This is a genomic window from Sphingomonas sp. MMS24-J13, from assembly GCF_044905095.1.
Classification (GTDB): domain Bacteria; phylum Pseudomonadota; class Alphaproteobacteria; order Sphingomonadales; family Sphingomonadaceae; genus Sphingomonas_I.
This window is the reverse complement of record NZ_CP173258.1, coordinates 687,629-708,059: the sequence shown is the minus strand read 5'-3', so window position 1 is coordinate 708,059 and position 20,431 is coordinate 687,629. Positions and strand designations below refer to the sequence as shown.

The following is a 20,431-nucleotide window of genomic DNA, read 5'->3' as shown; positions in this document are numbered from 1 at the left end:
GCCTTGGCCGAGATCAAGAAGGTCCTGATCGCCAATCGCGGCGAGATCGCGCTCCGCATCCACCGCGCCTGCCATGAAATGGGCATCAAGACGGTCGCGGCACATTCCACCGCCGATGCCGATGCTATGCATGTCCGGCTCGCCGACGAGGCAGTGTGTATCGGCCCTCCGAGCGCGACCGAATCCTATCTGAACGTCGCCAACATCATTTCGGCCGCCGAAATCTCGCGGGCCGATGCGATTCATCCGGGCTACGGCTTCCTGTCCGAAAATGCCCGCTTCGCCGAAATCGTCGAGGCGCACGGCATCATCTGGATCGGCCCCAAGCCCGAACATATCCGCACGATGGGCGACAAGATCGAGGCGAAGCTGACCGCAGCCAAGCTCGGCCTGCCGCTGGTTCCCGGATCGGACGGCCCGATCGCCGATGTCGCCGAGGCCAAGAAGATTGCCTCGGAGATCGGCTATCCTGTGCTGATCAAGGCGGCTTCAGGCGGCGGCGGGCGCGGCATGAAGGTCGTGCCCAGCGAGGATCAACTCGAAACCCTGATGGGCCAGGCGGGCAGCGAGGCGGCCGCCGCTTTCGGCGACGCAACCGTCTACATGGAAAAATATCTCGGCAACCCGCGCCACATCGAATTCCAGATATTCGGTGACGGCAAGGGCAACGCGATCCATCTCGGCGAGCGCGACTGCTCGCTCCAGCGCCGCCACCAGAAAGTGCTCGAGGAAGCCCCCTCCCCGATCATCTCGCCCGAAGAGCGCGATCGCATGGGCGGGATCGTCGCCAGGGCGATGGCCGATATGGGCTATCGCGGCGCCGGCACGATCGAATTCCTGTGGGAAGACGGCGAATTCTACTTCATCGAGATGAACACCCGCCTGCAGGTGGAACATCCGATCACCGAGGCGATCACGGGCCTCGATCTCGTGCGCGAGCAGATCCGCATCGCCGAGGGCCATGGCCTGACCTTGCGTCAGGACGACGTGATCTTCCGCGGTCACGCGATCGAATGCCGCATCAATGCCGAGGATCCGCGCACCTTTGCGCCCTCGCCCGGCACGATCAAACAATATCATGCGCCGGGTGGCATGAACGTGCGCGTCGATAGCGGGCTCTATGCCGGCTACCGCATCCCGCCATATTACAATTCGATGATCGCCAAGCTGATCGTCTACGGCACCACCCGCAACGGCGCGCTCCGCCGCCTGCGTCGCGCACTCGAGGAGTTCGTGGTCGACGGCGTCAAAACGACCATCCCGCTCCATCAGGCTTTGCTCGACGAGCCCGATTTTCAGACGGGCAATTATACGATCAAGTGGCTGGAGGAATGGCTCGCGCGCGAAATCGAGAACGACGCGTGAAGGCGACGATCTACCACAATCCGCGCTGCTCCAAATCGCGCGAGACGCTGGCGCTACTGCAGGCGGCCGGCACCGAGATCGAGATCGTCGAATATCTGAAAACCCCGCCGAGCAGGGCAAAACTGGCCGAGCTTTACGCCAAAGCCGGCATGACGCCGCGCCAGGGCCTGCGCATGGCGGAGGATGGTGCCAAGGCGCTCAAGGATGCGGCGGACGATGCGATCCTCGACGCGATGGCAGCCGATCCGATCCTGATCGAACGCCCGCTAGTGGAGACTGCCAAGGGTGTCCGTCTGGGACGCCCGCCCGAAAAGGTACGCGAAATCCTCTGATTGTCCTTCGCTTTCGCGAAGGGAGTTTCAGTCAGCCTCTACGCTTGCCTCTGGCGTCGTCTCCACCGCGCCAGATCAACACCTTGTCATCGGGCTTCGCGCCGCCCTGATGCACCGGACACACTTGCGTCTTGAACCTGGTGTCGAGACAGAGCCAAACCTCTTTCAGCCAGCCCTTCTTGTCGAGATAGAGCCGCATCATGTCCGCGCCAATGCCCGGATTGGCATCAGCGATCGCCTTCTGGACGCTTGCCGCGGTTTGCGGATGATAGGACAGGCCACGCAATTTGGGTTGGACGAAGCCGGCGAACAGCTTGTTGGAAAGCGCGAAATAGCGATCGGGCGTATAGTCGCTCATGCAGGTGCCGTGCTTGCTCCACTCGTGCTGGATCAACTGCGGCGACGGCGTCGCGCAATAATGGGCCGCGATCGTCGCCGCCGGGAGCACAGCCGCGGGCTTGCACCATTGCGGCCAATCCTTGTCCTTGCCGTCGGGCCAAAGCCCGTGGAGCACGAAGCCCGCCGAGCGCTTGTTGCCACAGGCGAAACCCTCACTGTCGCTACGGCATTGCTGCGGTAGCCAGATCAGCGACAATGTATAACCGCCGATCGGCAGCAGCCGCTGCTTCTCGCGGTCGGTCGCACTTTCGACGTGCGGCGCCGGCAGGTTGGCGGGAATGTCGCAAGATGGCGCGGCGAGAGCACGGACGCTGGTCAGCGCCATGACACAGGCCATCATACCCAGACGCAAAGCATGCTGCATGGTGAGTTCCTTACGAGTCCGAAAGGAACATATCAGGAACCTTTTGCTCCGGCAAGCTCAGGCAGCCGCAAGATCCAGGCCGATATCTGCAGCCGGGGCGGACTGGGTCAGGCGTCCGACCGAAATGTAGGTCACGCCACTTTCGGCGATGGCGCGGATCGTATCGAGCCGGACGCCGCCCGAGGCTTCGGTCGGCACCCGCCCGTGGACCAGCGCCACCGCCTCGCGCAGCATCGGCGGCGCCATATTATCCAGCAACAGGTGGGTGGCACCAGCATCAAGCGCGGGCGCGATCTGCTCGATCGCATCCACCTCGACGATGATCTGCGCGATGCCGGCATCCACCGCACGGCGCACCGCCTCTGCCACTCCGCCGGCAACCGCGACATGATTGTCTTTGATCATCGCAGAATCCCACAGCCCCATGCGGTGATTCGTGCCGCCTCCCATACGCACCGCATATTTCTCGAGGGCACGCAGACCAGGGATCGTCTTGCGGGTGTCGAGCAAAGTGGCGCCGGTGCCCGAAATGGCGTCGACATAGGTTGCGGTCAGCGTCGCGACGCCCGAGAGATGCTGGACTGTATTGAGTGCCGATCGCTCCGCCGTCAGCAAGGCACGCGCCTTGCCTGATATCCGCATCAATACCGTGCCGGCGGGCACGCGCGTCCCATCCTCGACGACCTGCTCGATTGCCACGTCGGGATCGAGAGCACGGAAGAAGGCAGCGGCGATCGGCAGCCCGGCAACCGCAATCGGATCCCGGCTCTCCATCACGCCGTTGAAACGCGCGCCCGCAGGAATGACGGCAGCCGATGTGATGTCACCGCGATCACCCAAATCCTCGGCCAAGGTTGCATGGACGAAGGCGTCGAGGTCGAAATTGCGGATGTTCATCGTCACCCTTTGATGCGCATCTGGCCGAGATAATCGCGCTTGCCGATCGCAACCCCGCGCTCGCGTAGGATCGCGTAGGCGGTGGTGACGTGGAAATAGAAGCTGGGCTGGGAGAAGCTCAGTAGGAATTGATCGGCGGTGAATTCCAGACGGCGCACGTCACCGACGACGAAGGCCATGTCACGCCCGATCAGCGCTTCGACCTCCGCGCGGTCGAGCGCCTCGATCGCCGAGCGCGCGGCCGCGATACGATCGCGCAGGCCTTGGAAGCTATCGGGCGGTGTCGTCGTGTCCGGCGAGAAGGTGCCACGGAACACGCCTTCGAATGCCCCCTGCGAATGGACCGCCGTCGACTTCACCTGATAGGCGAAGGGCAGCATGTCGTCCGCCAGCCGTGCCTCGATAAGAGTTGCAGGCGGTACCTCACGCTCGGTGCACCACGCCTCCGCCTTGTCGATCAGGTGCGAGACGGTGCCGAGCATCTGCAGCCATGACGGGACGATCGCGTCGTAAAGTGAAAAAGCCATTTCTAACCCCTCCTGTCGCTCAGCGCTTGCCGAGATCGCCTTTCCCCACGGTGCCCGACGCCATCTCCAGCATCCGATCGAGCGGGCGCTTGGCGGCGAGGCGGAGTTGTTCATCCATTTTGATACGCGGTTCGAGATCGCGCAGCGCGATGTAGAGCTTCTCGATCGAGTTCATCGCCATATACGGGCACATGTTGCAGTTGCAGTTCCCGTCCGCCCCCGGCGCGCCGATGAAGGTCTTGTGCGGCGCCGCTTTTTCCATCTGGTGGATGATGTGCGGTTCGGTCGCGACGATGATGGTGTCGGCCGGGCTGGCGAGCGCAAATTCGAGGATCGCGCGGGTCGAACCGACCTGATCGGCATGATCGAGGATGTAAGCCGGGCATTCGGGATGCGCCGCCACCGGCGCGCCCGGATGCTGCGCCTTGAGCTTCAACAACTCGGTTTCGCTGAAGGCCTCATGGACGATGCACGCGCCCGGCCACAGCAGCATGTCGCGCCCGGTCGTGCGGTTGAAGTAGGCACCGAGGTTCTTGTCGGGTGCGAAGATGATTTTCTGATCCATTGGAATCTGGGCAAGAATCTTCTCCGCGGACGAGGAGGTTACGATGATGTCCGAATGCGCCTTCACCGCCGCCGAGCAATTGATGTAGGTCAGCGCGATATGATCGGGATGCGCGGCACGGAACTTCGCAAACTGCTCGGGCGGGCATGAATCCTCGAGGCTACAGCCGGCATCCATATCCGGCAGGACCACGATCTTCTCGGGCGACAGGATCTTCGCCACCTCAGCCATGAAACGCACGCCGCAGAAGGCGATCACATCGGCGTCGGTTTCGGCAGCCTTGCGGCTGAGATCGAGGCTGTCGCCGACGAAATCGGCGAGATCCTGGATCTCGGGCGCCTGATAATAATGCGCGAGGATGACGGCGTTGCGCTCCTTGCGCAGCCGATCGATTTCCGCGCGCAGGTCAAGGCCGGCAAGGCTCGTGGTCGGTGCGTTCACGTCTCTCTCCTCGACCGCGCAGATAGGGAGCGGCGGCCGCTTTGTCGAACAACGCGGACGATTTATCGGCGCCCTACTTCGCGATCCCCGCCGCCGCCAACACCGCCAAGGTCAGCAACTCGCTCGCGGTGGCCGACATCGTCGCGATCTGGACCGGCTTCTGCATGCCGACCAGCATCGGCCCGATCACGGTTTCGCCGCCGACTTCCTTGAGCAGTTTGGCGGAGATGTTGCCCGATTGCAGCCCCGGCATCACGAGCACGTTGGCGGGGCCGGAAAGACGACTGAAGGGGTAATTCTTCATCACCTTCTCATCCAGCGCGACGTCGGGCGCCATTTCGCCTTCATATTCGAAATTGACCTGCTTGCCGTCGAGGATCGCGACCGCCTCGCGCACATTGTCGACCCACGTCCCCGGCGGGTTGCCGAACGTGGAGAAGGACAGGAAGGCAACGCGCGGTTCATGCCCCATCCGCCGTGCGACGGCTGCCGTATGTTCGGCGATCGCGGCGAGTTCCCTGGGTTCGGGGCGCTCGCTCACCATCGTGTCGGCCATGAACACGGTGTGCTTGCCGACGATGACGTGGATACCGAGCGGGCGGCGCCCCTGCACCGGATCGAGCACGCGGCGGATCTGGCGCAACGTGCGGCCATAGGTGCGCGTGATGCCGGTGATCATCGCATCCGCCTCGCCCAATGCGAGCAGCAGCGCGCCGAAGATGTTGCGGTCCTGATTGACCATCGCCTCCACTTCGCGGCGCAGATAACCGCGCCGCTGGAGCCGGGCGTAAAGATAGTCGACCATCTTCGGCACGAGCGGCGAGTGGCGGCTGTTATGCAGTTCGAAGCTGCTGGGATCGTCGATCCCGAGCGCGCGCAGCCGATCGGGCACATCGTCGCGCCCGACCAGTACCGGCGTACCATAACCGCCATCGCGGAAGGCGATCGCGGCGCGCAGCACGACCTCTTCCTCGGCCTCGGCGAAGACGACGCGCTTGGGGTTCGCGCGCGCGGCGGCATAGGCCATCGTCAGCACGCCGGTGGTTGGGTTGAGCCGGCCCTTCAGCGTCTCGCGATAGGCATCCATATCCTCGATCGGGCGGCGAGCGACGCCGGTACGCATCGCCGCTTCGGCGACGGCCGCGGGCACGACCTCCATCAGGCGCGGATCGAATGGCGCGGGGATGATGTAATCCTGCCCGAAATGCGGGGCTGCCCCGCCATAAGCGGCTGCGACCTCTTCGGGGACCTGCTGACGAGCGAGGCTGGCCAGCGCCTGCGCGGCGGCGATCTTCATCTCTTCATTGATGGCGGTCGCGCGCACATCGAGCGCGCCGCGGAAGATGAAGGGGAAACCCAGCACGTTATTGACCTGGTTCGGATAATCCGAACGGCCGGTGGCGATGATCGCATCGGGGCGCGCCGCCTTGGCTTCGGGCGGTGTGATCTCGGGATCGGGATTGGCCATCGCGAAGATGATCGGCTGCGGCGCCATTTTCATGACCATTTCGGGCTTCAGCGCGCCGGCGGCCGAAAGACCGAGGAACACGTCGGCGCCATCGAGCGCCTCCGTCAGTGTCCGGCGATCGGTCTTGGCGGCGTGGGCCGATTTCCACTGATCCATCTGATCGGTGCGGCCCTGGTAGATCACCCCCGACCGATCGCACATGATTACCTTGTCGGCGGAAACACCCATCGCCTTGATCAGCTCGGTGCAGGCGATCGCCGCCGCGCCCGCCCCGTTGACGACGACATTGATGTCCTTGAGGTTGCGGCCGGTGAGATGGCAGGCGTTGATCAGCCCGGCCGCGGTGATGATCGCGGTGCCGTGCTGATCGTCATGCATGACCGGAATGTTCATCCGTTCGCGCAGCGCCTGCTCGATGACGAAGCATTCGGGCGCCTTGATGTCCTCCAGATTGATGCCGCCGAAGCTCGGCTCCATCAGCGCCACGGCGTTGACGAAGGCATCGACGTCCTCGGTCGCCAGTTCGAGATCGATCGCGTCGACATCGGCGAAGCGCTTGAACAGCACCGCCTTGCCTTCCATCACCGGCTTGGACGCGAGCGCACCGAGATTGCCGAGCCCGAGGATCGCTGTGCCGTTCGAGATCACCGCGACGAGATTGCCCTTCGCGGTGTAGTCGTAGGCCTTATCCGGATCCTCCGCGATCGCGCGCACCGGCACGGCCACGCCGGGCGAGTAAGCCAGGCTCAGATCGCGTTGCGTCGCCATCGGCTTCGACGCAATGATCTCGATCTTTCCCGGGCGGCCCTGCGAGTGGAACAGGAGCGCCTCGCGCTCGGAAAACTGGATGTTGCTGCCTTCGGTCATCGATTGGATACCTCTTCTGCGCGGGCGATAGCGGCGTGCCGGGGCTTCGTCATCCGTTGAGTTGGAGCCGTAAGGATCAAGCTGTGATGCCGGGACGGATAAGTGCATATCCGGCGCGCGCAACGACCTTCCCCTACCCGCCTCCGCCCGCTAGTCCCCGCCGCTTCACAGAATCACATCCACAGAATCACCGGGAATTGACCAATGTCGGATACCGTAGCCGCCGATCAGTTGCGCCTCTTCATCGAGCGCATCGAGCGTCTGGAGGAAGAGAAGAAGGGCATGGCGGACGATATCCGCGATGTTTACAGCGAAGCGAAATCGCAGGGATATGACACCAAGACGATGCGCGCCATCGTCCGCCTGCGGAAGATGGAAAAGCATGCCCGCGACGAAGCGGAGGCCTTGCTCGAAACCTATAAGGCAGCGCTGGGCCTGGGCTGATCTGGCGTGAACGGGAGCGTGTCATGAGCATAAGGCGCGACACGCTCTCGGTTTTGCGGTCGATCCGCCCCGACGTGCTCGGGGCGCTGCTGGTCGCGACGATCGGCGTCGATCTGCTCGATTTGGCAGCACCGCCGAATGACGACATCGGCGTAAGCGATGTGATCGCCGTGATCATCCGCGTCGTGATCGTCTTCTCGGCAAGTTATGCCGTGCAGAGACAACTCGCCGGTGGTGCGCAGCCGTTCCGACCGACGATCGCCATGGCGCGCTTCGCCGTTCTGCAATTGCTGTTGTTGGCGGGCTACGGCCTGGCAACCAAGCTCGGCGTCATCTTTCAGGGGACGGGTGAGGTTCCGCTTGCGACGCAATGGCTGTTCGGCTTCCTCGCCTTGGCTTTCTATGCGCTGTTCACGATCCGCTTGCTGGCTTGGAACGCCGCGCTGGCAATGGGCGAGCCCTTCTCCACGCTCAGCGAAATTTGGCGCCGGCAGGCCGGACATCTCGGCGCGATCGGGGGCGCCTATATCGCCTTGATCCTACCGGTTACGGCGATCCATCTGGCGATGACACTGGTGTCGCTCAGGATCGTGATGACCGCGAATCTGCGCCTCGCTCTCGCTTTGGTGGATGGGCTGTTCCAGGCGCTCGAACTCGGGCTCGCCTGTGCGCTTGGCGTCGTCGCCTGGCGGATCGCCACGGCGATTGAAGCCGGGCCTCCCCCGCGCTAGAGCGGCGCTCCTTCCTTCCCATCCCAGAAAGATGACGAGCAGGCACCATGGCCGGCCATTCCAAATTCAAGAACATCATGTACCGCAAGGGCGCGCAGGATAAGAAGCGCGCGACCCTGTTCTCCAAGCTCTCGCGCGAGATCACGGTGGCGGCTCGCGCCGGCCTGCCCGATCCGGCGATGAACGCGCGCCTGCGCTCGGCGGTCATGGCCGCACGCAAGGAGGGTCTACCCAAGGACAATATCGAGCGGTCGATCAACAAGGCGGCCGGCGGTGACGCCGACAATTACGAGGAAATCCGCTACGAGGGCTTCGGCCCCGGCGGTGTGGCCCTGATCGTCGAGACGCTGACCGACAATCGCAACCGCACCGCGACCAACGTTCGGCTCGGTTTCTCGAAGAATGGCGGCAATCTCGGCGCGCCCGGATCGGTAAGCCATGGGTTCGATCGCATGGGGCTGGTGAGCTACCCCGCGACCGCAGGCGACGCCGAGAAGGTTTTCGAAGCAGCGCTTGAAGCGGGTGCCGAGGACGTCGAGAGCAACGAGGACGGTCACTCGATCTGGACCACCCCCGACGCTCTCCACGAAGTCGCCAAGGCGCTGGAACCGGTGCTGGGCGAACCCGAAGGCATCAAGCTGGCGTGGCGCCCGCAGACCGAGGTGACGGTGGATGAGGCCGACGCCGGGCTGCTGCTGAAGCTGATCGACACGCTGGAGGACGATGACGACGTCCAGACGGTGTGGGGCAATTACAATGTGCCCGACGACGTGATGGAGAAATTGGGCTGAGCCCAATCTCCGTCATGCTGACCTTGTTTCAGCATCCACCAGGCCTCCGCACGGACAATTCGGGGGTGCGGTGGACCCTGAGACAGGTTCAGGACGACGGGCGTAAATGATCCTCATCGGCCTCGACCCCGGCCTCGCCACCACCGGCTGGGGCATCATCGCGGCGGACGGCAACCGCCTCTCGCACGTGGCAAATGGCCAGATCAGTACGAGTGCGAGCACACCGCTGCCCGAGCGACTCGTCACGCTCAACACCGCCTTGACCGATATCCTACTCGAACACCGCCCCGGCGGCGCCGCGGTCGAGGAGGTGTTCATCAACAGCAACCCGCAATCGACCCTGAAGCTCGGCCAGGCGCGGGGCGTGTTGCTGTTGACGGTGGCAGCACAAGGCATCGCGATCGGCGAATATGCCGCGCGGCTGGTCAAGAAAGCGGTCGTCGGCACCGGAGCGGCCGAGAAGGCGCAGGTTCATGCCATGGTGATGCGCCTGCTGCCCGGTATCAAGATTGCGGGCCCCGATGCCGCCGACGCGCTGGCGGTGGCTATCACCCACGCGCATCATATCGCCAGCCAGCGGCGGGTGCCGGGCCGATAGCGAATGTTCGCGTTGCCCGGCGAGCATGCTAATCCACCAGAATGATCGCCCGCCTCTCCGGAATCCTCGCCGAAACCACCGCCGACCATGCCGTGCTCGACGTCAACGGCGTCGGCTATCTCATCCAGGCATCGAGCCGTACCCTGGCCGCGATCGGGGCGGTCGGCGGCAATGTGATGTTGTTCACCGAAATGCAGGTACGCGAGGACGCGATCACCCTGTTTGGCTTCGGCTCGGCCTCGGAACGAGACTGGTTCCGTTTGCTGACCGGCGTGCAGGGCGTCGGCGGACGAGTAGCGCTGGCGATCCTGTCGGTGCTCGATCCCAACGAACTGACCCGCGCGATCGCCGGCGGCGACAAGGCGATGATCGCACGTGCGCAAGGCGTCGGCCCCAAGCTCGCTCAGCGGATCGCGATGGAATTGAAGGACAAGGTCGGTGGCCTGACGCTGACCCCGGGCAAGGCATTGAACGCTGCGCCCGCGAGCAGCGCCCAGTCCGATGCGCTCTCCGCGCTCGCCAATCTCGGCTTCCGCCCCGCAGAGGCCGCGGCAGCGGTCGGCGCGGCGATCGACGAACTGGGCGACGGCGCCAGCCTCGATGCTTTGGTGCGGCTGGCGCTGCGCAAGGCGAGCAAGACGGCGGCGCGCTAGCAATCGGGCGATGATGGGCTACACGGATCGCGCATGACCGACGAAGACCGCCTGATCGCGCCGAACCGTGCGCCCGAGGACGCCGATGCCGCGCTGCGCCCGCGCACGCTCGATGAATTCGTGGGTCAGCAGGGCGCACGCGACAATCTGCGTGTCTTTATCCAGGCGGCGCGCGCACGCGGCGAGGCGCTCGATCATGTGCTGTTCTTCGGGCCGCCCGGGCTGGGCAAGACCACGCTCGCCCAGATCATCGCGCGCGAACTCGGCGTGGGTTTCCGCGCCACATCGGGGCCCGTGATCGTCAAATCGGGCGATCTCGCCGCCTTGCTCACCAATCTCGAGGAGGGCGACGTGCTCTTCATCGACGAGATCCATCGGCTCGCGCCGGCGGTAGAGGAAATCCTCTATCCGGCGATGGAGGATCGCGCGCTCGATCTGATGATCGGCGAGGGGCCGTCGGCGCGCAGCGTACGGATCGATCTACCGCGCTTCACTCTGGTCGGCGCGACGACCCGGCAAGGCCTGCTCACCACGCCGCTGCGTGATCAATTCGGTATCCCGGTACGGCTACAATATTATTCGGTCGACGAGCTCGAACTCGTGGTGCGCCGTGCCGCCCGCCTGCTCGGTTTCGCGATCGCACCCGATGGCGCTGCCGAGATCGCGCGCCGATCGCGCGGCACCCCGCGTATCGCCGGCCGGCTGCTGCGTCGCGTCCGCGATTTCGCGCATGCCGCGGGCCATGACGTCGTCAACGCCGCGGACGCCGATAGCGCGCTTACCCGGCTGGAAGTCGATCGGCTCGGGCTCGATTCGATGGATCGGCGCTATCTGAATATGATTGCCGATATCTATCGCGGCGGCCCGGTGGGCGTGGAGACGCTCGCGGCCGGCCTGAGCGAACCGCGCGATACGATCGAGGAGGTGATCGAGCCTTACCTCATCCAGCTCGGGCTGGTGGCAAGGACCGCGCGGGGACGGTGCCTGACGGGCCGCGCCTGGAAGCATCTCGGGCTCGAGCCGCCGAGTGGATCGCAGGACGGTCTGTTCGACAGCTAGAGCAAGCTAAGGATTCATTTACGACGACCGATTAACTCCGCCGCGGGGGGCTTTTCATCATGACCGGAGCAATCGTTCTCCTCATCGTGAATTCGGCTGTCGCGATGATGTTCGCTCTCTGTTATTTCATCATAGCGCTCCTCAATCGCAGCCAGCGTCCCGTCATAGCCTTCGGCATCAGTTATCTGATCGGAACGGTGACCCCGGTCAGCGAGCTATTCGTGCGCTGGAGCGCGTCTCCGGCGCCCTTCATGCTCGCCAGCTATATTAGCCTGCTGGTCGGCTTTCTGGCCATGTCGGTTGCATTATCCATCTTCGAGCGGGCAAGGCCGAACTGGCCGTGGATCATCGGCTTGGCAACATTCGGTCTGCTGGTGCGAGCCCTGATCTGGGGCGGAACACGTGATTATCTGCCCTATGAATTCACCTACCAATTGCCGTTCGTGCTGGCCTTGCTGCTTTGCGCGCATACCACGCTCAATCAAGCGCGCGAGCGCCCGCTTCACTATGTTCTGGCCGGCCTGTTCGGCGTCATCGCCTTCAATTTCCTGCTAAAGCCGTTTATCGCGGCGCTGGCCGGGTCGGGCTCGACCGCGAAGGCCTATGCCGACAGCGCTTATGCTCTGTTCTCGCAGGCAAGTACCGGCATTCTCCTTATCGCGGCGGGGCTGATCGTGCTGCTCATCGTCCTGCAAACGACCATCCAAACCTACAAGAGGGAATCCGAGACCGATCACCTGTCGGGCCTGCTCAACCGTCGCGGTCTCGACCGGCAGGCCGAAGCGCTGCTGGCGGCAGAGGTGACGGACGGGGGCAACGTCGTTGCGATCGTGATCGATCTCGATCATTTCAAGGCGATCAACGATAGCCATGGTCATGATGTGGGAGACGAGGTCATCCAGGCTTTCGCGAGGATGCTGATCGACGTAGCACCGAAATCCGCGCTGATCGCGCGGACCGGCGGCGAGGAATTCGTCGTATTCGCCAGTCAGACGACATTGAAGGCCGGCCTGCTCCTTGCCGAGGCGGTACGCGAGCGGACGCGCGATCATCGTATCGCCGGCCTTCCCGCCTTCACATGGAGCGCAGGCATTGCGCGCCATGCGCCCGGCGAGAGCCTTTCGGACCTCGTGCGGCGCGCCGATCAAGCCGGCTATCGCGCGAAATCCAACGGGCGCGATCGCATCGAAATCGCAGACGCCGGGAAGCCCGCAAGTCACTCTGCCAACGTCGTTTCACTCAGGGGCCACACCCAGAGGCTGTGAAGATGTCCTGCAGGACCTGCCTACACGTCCAGCACGGTCTTATCATAGCCGTTCGCATCGGCCGCGACGTAAAATGCGCGGATCAGCGCTTTCTCTTCTTCGCGGATATGCGGGTTCCAGCCATCGATGATCAATATAGCGCGCAGTTGATTACTGTCGTTCCACGCTTCGTGCTCGATAGTATCGTCAAAGGCCCAAGCCTGGTTCTCACGCCATTCGCGCGTTTCGCCGCCGACGCGAAAACCACATCCCGGCGGTACGATCAGCGGCAGATGGATAACCGTCCTTACGTTGGTGACGCCAGTATGCGGCGGCAGCCGAGCGCCGGGTTGGAGCAACGAAAAGACCACCGTCGGAGCACGGCCCGGTATGTCAGCCATCGGCAGCGACTCGACCACCTCGGCCGTCCGCGGGCAACGCGCGCATGCCGCATCGTTGCGTTGCCCGTTGCGCCAAAGAAAGAAGGCACCCCAATCGAGTTTGTTGTTAAGCGGCGACCATTTGTTGGCAGGCGTACCGGGCGCCATGGCGACATAGGGCAGGATAGCCGGCTGATCCGCCGCAAGCAGCGCCTCCAGTTCGGACCTTATCGTGTCGGCATGAGCCTCCAGGATGCTGAGCCACGGGAAATGGTCCCGGTCGAAAAACTCATCGGCGGGCAGAAAGGGGAAATGGAGCCCGGCGCATTGATTGGTGTAGATTTGCCGCCGACCCATCGTGTGATCGACGCCAGCATCGAAGCGACGCCGTTGCGAGGTGGTGAGGCCCTCACGCACGCGCTGAAGCGCTTCATCGACCGCCGTCGCAAAGACAGCACGCTGATCGGCCACGAAAGTGCGGGCATGTTCGAACATTATTTCCAGTGCGGGGCTTTTCTCCTCGATCGCCTGTGCCATCGCTAACACACCGCTCCACCGATCGGCGGCGCGCTTGTTCGCGCCTATTCGCTCGAGCAGTTCAGCCAGCCGTACCAGGGCCATGAAGTGACGTTGGTCGACCGCGAGCGCGCCTTCGAGCGCGGCCTCCTCGGCGGCGTCGTCGTGCGCAAGGCGATGCGCCTTCGCCAGGTTCATCCACAACTCGGGGGCATTGGGATCAGCCGCGATAGCGCGGCGGAAGAAATCGGCCGCACGCGCCGTGTCACCGGCCGCCATCGCCCCCATGCCGAGAGCGTTGAGCGCTACAGGCTGCTCGCCGGCCCGATCAAGAATGACCCGGTAGATTTGCGCCGCTTCCGCAGCCCGACCGGCCCGTTGCGCTTGGCCGGCCATTGCCAGCCTCTGTTGGATTTCGGCGTGATTCATGCACGATCTATAGCGCGCGGTGAGGGGTGGACAAAGGGCGCCGCCGTCGCCCAAACCCCTGCCATGGAGACCTTGCTCGACACCGATCGGCTACCACGTCCAGCAACGATCCGGACGGCGGCAGCTGATGCCGCGTGGCTGGCTCACCGCTATCATCCCGGCGAGGATGTGATTCACCTGCTACCCGTACCGCGTTCGCTCCATCGCCGGGTTACCTTCCTGACCGACGAATATCTACCGCGTAAGCTCGAACCACTGATCGTACGCCGTGTCGATGCGATGGCCGGCGCGCCCGCCCCCGCTCCGCTCCACTTCGTGTTCCATTCGGCATTCTGTTGTTCGACTGTATTGGCGCGCGCGTTCGATCGGCCCGGATGGGCGATGGGGCTCAAGGAACCGATCATCCTCAACGATATCGTCGGCTGGAAGCGCAGGGGTGATCCTGGGCCAGATATGGCGACCGTGCTGAACGACGTACTGACCCTGCTCGGGCGCCCCTTCGCGCCCCACGAGGCGGTGATCGTCAAGCCGACCAACATCGTCAATGGGCTGGCCGCTGCGATGCTGACGCTTCGGCCGCAGGCGAACGCGCTTTTGCTCCACGCGCCGCTCAAGGTCTATCTCGGCTCAATCGCGCGCAAAGGCATCGACGGTCGTTTGTGGGTACGCAACCTTCTCCTTGGCTTGCTCGACGACAAACTGATCGATCTCGGCTTTAGCCCGCGCGATTTGATCGGCCAGACCGATCTTCAGGTGGCGGCGGTGGGCTGGCTTGCGCAGCATGCTCTGTTCCAGGGGCTGGTCCAGCGCTTCGGCGCGGCACGCGTGCGGACGATCGACAGCGAAACGCTGATGCGCGAGCCGGTCGCCGCAATGGGCAGCCTTGCCGCTTTATATCGGCTCCCGCTCGAAGCCGCGGAATTGCGCGAGATCGTCGACGGACCTGCTTTCACCCGTCATTCGAAGACCGGCGACAGCTTTGCCGCCGATGATCGCGCGCGCGACCAGGACCATACCGCCGACGCACATGCCGACGAGATCGAGAAAGTTGCTTATTGGGCCGAGAAAGTGGCGGAAGCCGCTGGTATCAGCATGGCCCTTCCCGCACCGCTGATCGAAAACGGCTCGCGGTAAACCGATCAGCAGGCGCCGCCGTCGGCCCGTGCCCGGCACGAATCCACGACGTTCGACTGGCGCAGATCGTCGCGCGCATGCTCCCATTCGCGCTTGGTCTTGCAGGCCTTGTAACCGCGGACGAGCGATCCGGTTTCGAGAAACTTCTTGCAGATCATCTTGTCGCCGGAATCCGCCGCCTTTTCGCCGCTATCGGATGCGTTTTTGGGCGGCTGCTGGGCGATGGCGGACGTACCAAGAATAAGCAGGCCGGCGGCCGCGATAGTACGGAACATGGTCGAACCTCAAAAAATTTGCTGTAGGTTTTTTTACGACAAGCCGGTGCCTGCGAGAAGAGTGTTCGAAGAATGCGAAGCAAAATAAGGCAGCAAGGCAGCAAGGCCGCTCCCGCGCCGCAAAATCTACGCCCGGCGATCGAGCAGGCGCTCGCCGCCAGCGACATCGCCCGCGCCGCGGAACTGGCAGAGACCGCATTGGCGCGCGGACAATCCGATCCGATGTTCCTCAATCTCGTCGCTTGGCGCCGCGAGGAAATGGGCGATTATGAGGGTGCGCATCGGATCCTGCTGCAGGCCCTGGCGCTCGCACCGGGCGACATCCTCATTCGCGGCGCGATCGGTGCCGTGCTGCGCAAGGAGGGGCGCCTCGACGAAGCATTGAGAACGCTCGATCAGGTGCTAGCCGCTGCGCCCCATCATGCGGCCGGCTGGCTTGAGCGCGGCTATGTGCTTGATACGCTGCGCCAGCGCGATGGCGCGCGGGAAAGCTACCAGCGCGCCGTGGCTATCGATCCATATCTCGCACCCGCGCTCGGCAAGCTTGCGGATCTCGCAGCCCAGGCAGGCGAAACCGAAACCGGGCGCCGGTTTGCCGTGCGTGCGCTTCAGATCGACACTTACGAGCCGGCCGCCATAGCGGCATTGGCGACAATCGATATCGAGGCCAAGGACGGTGCGGCGGCCGAGGCAAAGTTGCGCGCTCTGTTGCGGCCGGCGCTGGTGGGCGACGATCGCACGCGGACGCTTACCCTACTTGGCGATGCGCTCGATCGGCAGGATCGCACCGCCGAGGCATTCGCGAGTTGGCAGGCTGCGCAGGCGAATTTCCGATCGATCTATGCCCCCCTTCTCTCGCCTTCCTCGGAACGCCCGTCGCATCGCACGTTCATCGATCATATCGCCGCACAGGTGCGCGCTGCGCCGGTCATGGCGCGGCCGGCCGTCTCCACCGAGGTCGACGGCGCTGCCCGGGGTCATGTCTTTCTGCTCGGCTATCCCCGATCGGGCACGACGTTGGTCGAGAATGTGCTCGCCAGCGCGCCCGAGGTGAAGGCGCTGGAGGAACGCGACACGCTTGCCGACACGGACGAAGTGCTGGTCAGGAACGACGGCACCATGCCCGATCTCGACGCGCTTGATCCCGCGTTGTTGGCGGATCTACGGGCTGGCTATTGGCGGCGTGTGCGGTCGATGGCAGGCGATGTGTCCGGCCAGATCTTCGTCGACATGAACCCGTTCAACGGGATCAAGCTGCCAATCATCGCCCGCTTATTCCCGGACGCGAAGATCCTGATCATGCGGCGTGATCCGCGCGATGTGGTGCTGAGCTGCTATCGCATCAATTTCACGCCGAGCCCGGCCGCCTGGTCGTTCAGCGAGCTCGACGAGACCGCGCGACACTATGATGCGCTCATGACCCTGACCGAACTTTGCCGCCAACGGCTGGCGCTCGACTACCACGAGGTTCGCTACGATCGCCTGGTGGCTGACTTCGAAGCGACCGTGACGGGCTTCGCCCACTTCATCGGACTCGAGTGGACCGAGGCTTTCCGCACGTTCGACCGTACCGCGCAAAACCGTGGCGTACGCACCGCCAGTGCAACGCAGGTCCGGCGCGGCCTCTATGACGGGCGTGGCCAGTGGCGTCGTTATACCGACCAGCTCGCGCCGGTGCTGCCGATCCTGGCACCGTGGGTCGAGCGCTTCGGTTTCCGGCCCGATTGACCGCACCACCGGCCGACGCAGCCTGCGCCTTCCAAACGTTCCAAGCAAAAAAGGGGCAGATCCGAAGATCCGCCCCTCTCTTTTGTCGCGCTCGCGTCTTAGAACTTGAGGCGAGCACCCAGCGCGAACCGGCGGCCCAGCGGGTCGTAGGTCGACGGGAAGGTGTTGCCACTGTTGTAAGAGGTCGTGCCGATCGTACCACCCACGATCGGCGGGTCCTTGTCGAACAGGTTGGTGACGGTGAGCGTCACGTCCAGGTTGTTGCTGACGGCGACGCGGCCCGACAGATCGAAGTAATTGTAGGACGGGATGCGGCCGAAATTGACCTTCGTGCCGGCAAGAGCACCGCTCGAGATCGTACCCGCGAAGTAGGTCACGCCGTCTTCGACCCGCATCTTGCTGATGTGGCGCCAGTTGAGCGAGAGATCGATCGCACCGAACGTCAGCGTAGTGCGCTGGCTCCAGGTGAACTCAGGCTGCAGCGAGCCCGGCGACGACGACGGACCGGCCGAACCCGGCGAACCGCAATCCGCGCCATAGAGACCGACGCACTCACGGTTAATCGCGATGCTGCCGAACGAGCTGCCAGCGCCCGGATACCCCACTGGGATGACCGAGCCCGCCACGATCGACTGGAACTTCGACGCATGGGTCCAGTTGCCGTTGAAGCTCATGTTGAGCTTCGCGAAACCGAGGTCACGCCGATAGTTGGCGACGACATCGATACCGTCGGTCATGATCTTACCCGAGTTTGACGAAGGCACGATCAGGCCCTGGGTCGTCGCCGGATCGCCGTCGAGACCACCGGTCACCGGGTTACGCTTGAACAGCGCGCAGATCGGGTTGCTGAGGCTGGCCGCGGTTACGCCGCTGCCGCTCGAGTCCCCGAAACAGCCGTTGATAAGGTCACCCGTAGTCGGCTGCGAGATCGCGTGCTTGATCTTGATCTTATAGTAATCGACCGAGATCGAGAGGCCGGGCACGAAGGAGGGCTGCAGCACCACGCCGATCGTATAGGAGTCCGACGATTCCGGACGGAGGTAGGTACCGCCTGCCGTCGTGATGTTGGCCTGTGCCGCAGTCGGGTTCGAGATGCTGCCGATCGTCGCCGCGGGTGCGCCCTGCGCAAGACAGACCGCGCGCAGAGCCGCGCTGTTGACCGGCTTGCTGCCCGAACAAGGATCCACCGCCACAGTGGTCAGTCCGGTCACGGTCGGCGCGAAGAGCTCAGCGATGTTCGGCGCACGAACGGCACGCTGGTAGTCGCCGCGGATCTTGATGCCGCGGACAGGCTCCCAGGTAGCGCCGCCCTTATAGGTGGTGGTGTTGTAGCCCGGATTGCCGGTCGTCTTGACCTTATAGTCGGAGTAGCGAACGCCGGCTTCGAGCGTCAGACTGTTGAAGCCCGGCTTGTCGGCCACGATCGGTGCGTTCAACTCGGCATAGGCCTCACGCACGTCATAGGCGCCACTATAGTTCAGAACGGCACCGCCGGCGCCACCCAGTTCACCCGCAGTCTGCGACAGAGCGTCGGCCGACTGGTTGCCGCGATAGTTGCGATATTCGCCACCGAGCGCGAAGCTGACCGGCTGATCCGCCCAAGGCAGGTGGTAACCACCGAAATCACCCGACAGCAAGGCGCGAGCCTGACCCAGCGACGCGAACTGCGCATTTGTCGCGGTACCTGTCAGATACGAAGCCATCGCAGGCGTGATCGATCCGGCCGGACCGAAGATGTTGAGCGGAACGCAGCCCGTGGTTCCGGCGCCAGCATTGGCGAGAGGCGGCAGCAACGGATTGGAGTTGTTGACCGTCGGCGACGACCCCAGATTACAGCTCGTCGTGCTGGTCGTATAAACCGCGGTGCGAACACGCGACAGCAGCACATAGCCGGTCTCGGTCTGGCGGTTCTCGGACTCGCCGTACGAACCCGAGACGTCCAGGCTGATCGACGAGGTGATGTTGAACTTCGCACCGGCACGATAGTCGAACATCGTAGTCGAATATTGCGACACGCGCGGGCCGGTTTCCGGCATACGACGGCCGACCGTGGTCGTGAACGTCTTGAAGTTCGGATCGGTCGGCGAAGTCGCCGCCGCAGCCGCGTTGCACTGCGCGGTCGTCAGACCATAGGCGGTGCAGAACTGCGTACGCGTATTCGCCGGCAGGTATGGGCTGCTGTAGGGTATGGTCAACAGCGAGGCGAACACACCCGACGGCGCGATGATCGTGTTGACCTTGTTCTTCGAGAACATGCCACGCGTGTAGACTTCGATGCTGTCGGAGATGTCGTAATGACCAGCGCCATAGATATTGTAGCGCTCGAACGGCGTCTGGTAAATGTTGAACGGGTTGTAGTTGTAGCCATCAGACGACTTGTAGGGACGCAAGAGGCCCGTCGAAGGATCGATGATGTTGTTATTGGATCCCGTCGCCGTTTTATCGCCATTTGAAAAAACGAAACGCCCAGGAACAGTCGTACCCGAACCGCCCTTGCCGCCCGAAGTCGACGTGTAGTTGTTCTGCCCGATCTTACGATCGCCCTGATAGACCGGGTGGGTCTTCTGGTAGCCGACCGACAACACGACGTTGCCGCGGCCATCGTCGAAGTTCGCACCGACGGTCAGGTCGGCGCGATGCGCCTCGCCGTCACCCTGGCCGGTGATCGATTCACCGACATTGAGTTCGACGCCCGAGAAATCGCGGCGCGTGATGAAGTTGATGACGCCCGACACGGCGTCCGCGCCGTAGGTCGTGGCGGCGCCGCCGGTCGTCGTATCGACACGGTCGATCAGCGCGAGCGGGATGTTGTTCAAGTCGGTACGGCCGACGACGCTGGCGGGCGTGATGCGCGTGCCGTCGAGCAGGACGACGTTACGGAAGTTGCCGAGGCCGCGAAGATCGGCATAGGACGAACCGCCGTTGCCGTTATTGACCTGCGCGCCGATCGACGGGACCGCGCCCGGAATATCGCGCAGGACTTCCTCGGCGTTGCTGACCTGACGCAGATTGATCTCTGCGGCGCCAACAACGTTCACCGGGGTCGACGCCACCAGGTTAGGGTTGCGGATCAGCGAGCCGGTGACGACGATCTCGGTCGGGGCCGGCGTCGCATCGGTCGCGGCGGGCGCGGAAGTCGACTGTGCGAAAGCCGGCTGGGTTGCCAGCGCGGCGCTGACGAGCAGCGTCGACGTCAGCAGGCGCGAACGGTACTGATTGAGCAT

19 protein-coding genes are annotated in these 20,431 nt (G+C 63.7%); 11 read left to right on the top strand and 8 right to left on the bottom strand.

Annotation, left to right across the window (positions count from 1 at the left end):
* The first annotated feature begins 3 nt into the window (after window positions 1–3).
* Complete coding sequence (gene accC, locus AB4Z44_RS03355; RefSeq protein ID WP_404712668.1) at window positions 4–1,365, top strand: acetyl-CoA carboxylase biotin carboxylase subunit; 1,362 nt, start codon at window positions 4–6, stop codon at window positions 1,363–1,365.
* A complete protein-coding gene (gene arsC / locus AB4Z44_RS03350; protein WP_404712667.1) occupies window positions 1,362–1,697 on the top strand; it encodes an arsenate reductase (glutaredoxin) in 336 nt (111 codons plus the stop codon). The genes accC and arsC overlap by 4 nt, the downstream gene beginning before the upstream one ends.
* 31 nt (window positions 1,698–1,728) lie before the next feature.
* Here arsC and AB4Z44_RS03345 read toward each other — a convergent pair whose 3' ends face one another.
* The 5 genes from AB4Z44_RS03345 to AB4Z44_RS03325 form a co-directional block, all read right to left on the bottom strand.
* Window positions 1,729–2,460 carry a ribonuclease T gene (locus AB4Z44_RS03345; protein ID WP_404712666.1) on the bottom strand — a complete coding sequence of 244 codons (732 nt, stop codon included), beginning with the start codon at window positions 2,458–2,460 and terminating at the stop codon, window positions 1,729–1,731.
* A gap of 57 nt (window positions 2,461–2,517) precedes the next feature.
* Complete coding sequence (gene nadC / locus AB4Z44_RS03340; protein ID WP_404712665.1) at window positions 2,518–3,357, bottom strand: carboxylating nicotinate-nucleotide diphosphorylase; 840 nt, start codon at window positions 3,355–3,357, stop codon at window positions 2,518–2,520.
* Window positions 3,358–3,359: 2 nt separating this feature from the next.
* Window positions 3,360–3,884: a DUF1993 family protein gene (locus AB4Z44_RS03335; protein ID WP_404712664.1), complete on the bottom strand. Its 525-nt coding sequence runs from the start codon at window positions 3,882–3,884 to the stop codon at window positions 3,360–3,362.
* A 19-nt stretch (window positions 3,885–3,903) separates the two neighbouring features.
* Window positions 3,904–4,890 (bottom strand): quinolinate synthase NadA, encoded by a 987-nt coding sequence (gene nadA / locus AB4Z44_RS03330; RefSeq protein WP_404712663.1) that lies wholly within the window; start codon window positions 4,888–4,890, stop codon window positions 3,904–3,906.
* Window positions 4,891–4,963: 73 nt separating this feature from the next.
* On the bottom strand, window positions 4,964–7,225 hold the full coding sequence (locus AB4Z44_RS03325) for an NADP-dependent malic enzyme (protein ID WP_404712662.1): 2,262 nt from the start codon (window positions 7,223–7,225) through the stop codon (window positions 4,964–4,966).
* 204 nt (window positions 7,226–7,429) lie between these two features.
* On the opposite strand from AB4Z44_RS03325, the gene AB4Z44_RS03320 reads away from it, so the two are divergent.
* The 7 genes from AB4Z44_RS03320 (at window position 7,430) to AB4Z44_RS03290 (ending at window position 12,766) form a co-directional block, all read left to right on the top strand.
* Window positions 7,430–7,669: a DUF2312 domain-containing protein gene (locus AB4Z44_RS03320; RefSeq protein ID WP_404712661.1), complete on the top strand. Its 240-nt coding sequence runs from the start codon at window positions 7,430–7,432 to the stop codon at window positions 7,667–7,669.
* A gap of 23 nt (window positions 7,670–7,692) precedes the next feature.
* The gene (locus tag AB4Z44_RS03315; protein WP_404712660.1) at window positions 7,693–8,400 is read left to right on the top strand and encodes a hypothetical protein; all 708 of its coding nucleotides are present in this window, start codon (window positions 7,693–7,695) and stop codon (window positions 8,398–8,400) included.
* Between the two features lie 47 nt (window positions 8,401–8,447).
* Complete coding sequence (locus tag AB4Z44_RS03310) at window positions 8,448–9,191, top strand: YebC/PmpR family DNA-binding transcriptional regulator (protein WP_404712659.1); 744 nt, start codon at window positions 8,448–8,450, stop codon at window positions 9,189–9,191.
* A gap of 106 nt (window positions 9,192–9,297) precedes the next feature.
* Window positions 9,298–9,789, top strand: a complete 492-nt coding sequence (gene ruvC / locus AB4Z44_RS03305; RefSeq protein ID WP_404712658.1) for a crossover junction endodeoxyribonuclease RuvC — start codon at window positions 9,298–9,300, stop codon at window positions 9,787–9,789.
* A 41-nt stretch (window positions 9,790–9,830) separates the two neighbouring features.
* Window positions 9,831–10,442: a Holliday junction branch migration protein RuvA gene (ruvA, locus tag AB4Z44_RS03300; RefSeq protein WP_404712657.1), complete on the top strand. Its 612-nt coding sequence runs from the start codon at window positions 9,831–9,833 to the stop codon at window positions 10,440–10,442.
* A 33-nt stretch (window positions 10,443–10,475) separates the two neighbouring features.
* The gene (gene ruvB, locus AB4Z44_RS03295; protein ID WP_404712656.1) at window positions 10,476–11,501 is read left to right on the top strand and encodes a Holliday junction branch migration DNA helicase RuvB; all 1,026 of its coding nucleotides are present in this window, start codon (window positions 10,476–10,478) and stop codon (window positions 11,499–11,501) included.
* Between the two features lie 59 nt (window positions 11,502–11,560).
* Window positions 11,561–12,766, top strand: coding sequence for a GGDEF domain-containing protein (locus tag AB4Z44_RS03290; RefSeq protein WP_404712655.1), 1,206 nt, complete (start codon window positions 11,561–11,563; stop codon window positions 12,764–12,766).
* A 20-nt stretch (window positions 12,767–12,786) separates the two neighbouring features.
* Here AB4Z44_RS03290 and AB4Z44_RS03285 read toward each other — a convergent pair whose 3' ends face one another.
* Complete coding sequence (locus AB4Z44_RS03285) at window positions 12,787–14,124, bottom strand: aspartyl/asparaginyl beta-hydroxylase domain-containing protein (protein WP_404712654.1); 1,338 nt, start codon at window positions 14,122–14,124, stop codon at window positions 12,787–12,789.
* A 9-nt stretch (window positions 14,125–14,133) separates the two neighbouring features.
* Here AB4Z44_RS03285 and AB4Z44_RS03280 point away from each other — a divergent pair, with 9 nt between their 5' ends.
* The gene (locus tag AB4Z44_RS03280) at window positions 14,134–15,204 is read left to right on the top strand and encodes a hypothetical protein (protein ID WP_404712653.1); all 1,071 of its coding nucleotides are present in this window, start codon (window positions 14,134–14,136) and stop codon (window positions 15,202–15,204) included.
* A 5-nt stretch (window positions 15,205–15,209) separates the two neighbouring features.
* Here the strand turns inward: AB4Z44_RS03280 and AB4Z44_RS03275 are convergent, their stop codons facing one another.
* Window positions 15,210–15,479 carry a hypothetical protein gene (locus AB4Z44_RS03275; RefSeq protein ID WP_404712652.1) on the bottom strand — a complete coding sequence of 90 codons (270 nt, stop codon included), beginning with the start codon at window positions 15,477–15,479 and terminating at the stop codon, window positions 15,210–15,212.
* A 72-nt stretch (window positions 15,480–15,551) separates the two neighbouring features.
* Between AB4Z44_RS03275 and AB4Z44_RS03270 the strand changes: the two genes are divergently transcribed.
* Window positions 15,552–17,207 (top strand): sulfotransferase, encoded by a 1,656-nt coding sequence (locus AB4Z44_RS03270; protein ID WP_404712651.1) that lies wholly within the window; start codon window positions 15,552–15,554, stop codon window positions 17,205–17,207.
* A 98-nt stretch (window positions 17,208–17,305) separates the two neighbouring features.
* On the opposite strand, the gene AB4Z44_RS03265 is transcribed toward AB4Z44_RS03270, so the two are convergent.
* The gene (locus AB4Z44_RS03265; RefSeq protein WP_404712650.1) at window positions 17,306–20,431 is read right to left on the bottom strand and encodes a TonB-dependent receptor domain-containing protein; all 3,126 of its coding nucleotides are present in this window, start codon (window positions 20,429–20,431) and stop codon (window positions 17,306–17,308) included.

What these genes read in the sequence shown, in the direction of transcription:
- AB4Z44_RS03345 (WP_404712666.1), bottom strand. Translation starts at nt 2,460, where the DNA reads ATGCAGCATGCTTTGCGTCTGGGTATGATGGCCTGTGTCATGGCGCTG.
- nadC (WP_404712665.1), bottom strand. Translation starts at nt 3,357, where the DNA reads ATGAACATCCGCAATTTCGACCTCGACGCCTTCGTCCATGCAACCTTG.
- AB4Z44_RS03335 (WP_404712664.1), bottom strand. Translation starts at nt 3,884, where the DNA reads ATGGCTTTTTCACTTTACGACGCGATCGTCCCGTCATGGCTGCAGATG.
- AB4Z44_RS03325 (WP_404712662.1), bottom strand. Translation starts at nt 7,225, where the DNA reads ATGACCGAAGGCAGCAACATCCAGTTTTCCGAGCGCGAGGCGCTCCTG.
- AB4Z44_RS03320 (WP_404712661.1), top strand. Translation starts at nt 7,430, where the DNA reads ATGTCGGATACCGTAGCCGCCGATCAGTTGCGCCTCTTCATCGAGCGC.
- AB4Z44_RS03315 (WP_404712660.1), top strand. Translation starts at nt 7,693, where the DNA reads ATGAGCATAAGGCGCGACACGCTCTCGGTTTTGCGGTCGATCCGCCCC.
- AB4Z44_RS03310 (WP_404712659.1), top strand. Translation starts at nt 8,448, where the DNA reads ATGGCCGGCCATTCCAAATTCAAGAACATCATGTACCGCAAGGGCGCG.
- ruvC (WP_404712658.1), top strand. Translation starts at nt 9,298, where the DNA reads ATGATCCTCATCGGCCTCGACCCCGGCCTCGCCACCACCGGCTGGGGC.
- ruvA (WP_404712657.1), top strand. Translation starts at nt 9,831, where the DNA reads ATGATCGCCCGCCTCTCCGGAATCCTCGCCGAAACCACCGCCGACCAT.
- ruvB (WP_404712656.1), top strand. Translation starts at nt 10,476, where the DNA reads ATGACCGACGAAGACCGCCTGATCGCGCCGAACCGTGCGCCCGAGGAC.
- AB4Z44_RS03290 (WP_404712655.1), top strand. Translation starts at nt 11,561, where the DNA reads ATGACCGGAGCAATCGTTCTCCTCATCGTGAATTCGGCTGTCGCGATG.
- AB4Z44_RS03280 (WP_404712653.1), top strand. Translation starts at nt 14,134, where the DNA reads ATGGAGACCTTGCTCGACACCGATCGGCTACCACGTCCAGCAACGATC.
- AB4Z44_RS03275 (WP_404712652.1), bottom strand. Translation starts at nt 15,479, where the DNA reads ATGTTCCGTACTATCGCGGCCGCCGGCCTGCTTATTCTTGGTACGTCC.
- AB4Z44_RS03270 (WP_404712651.1), top strand. Translation starts at nt 15,552, where the DNA reads ATGCGAAGCAAAATAAGGCAGCAAGGCAGCAAGGCCGCTCCCGCGCCG.
- AB4Z44_RS03265 (WP_404712650.1), bottom strand. Translation starts at nt 20,431, where the DNA reads ATGCTCAATCAGTACCGTTCGCGCCTGCTGACGTCGACGCTGCTCGTC.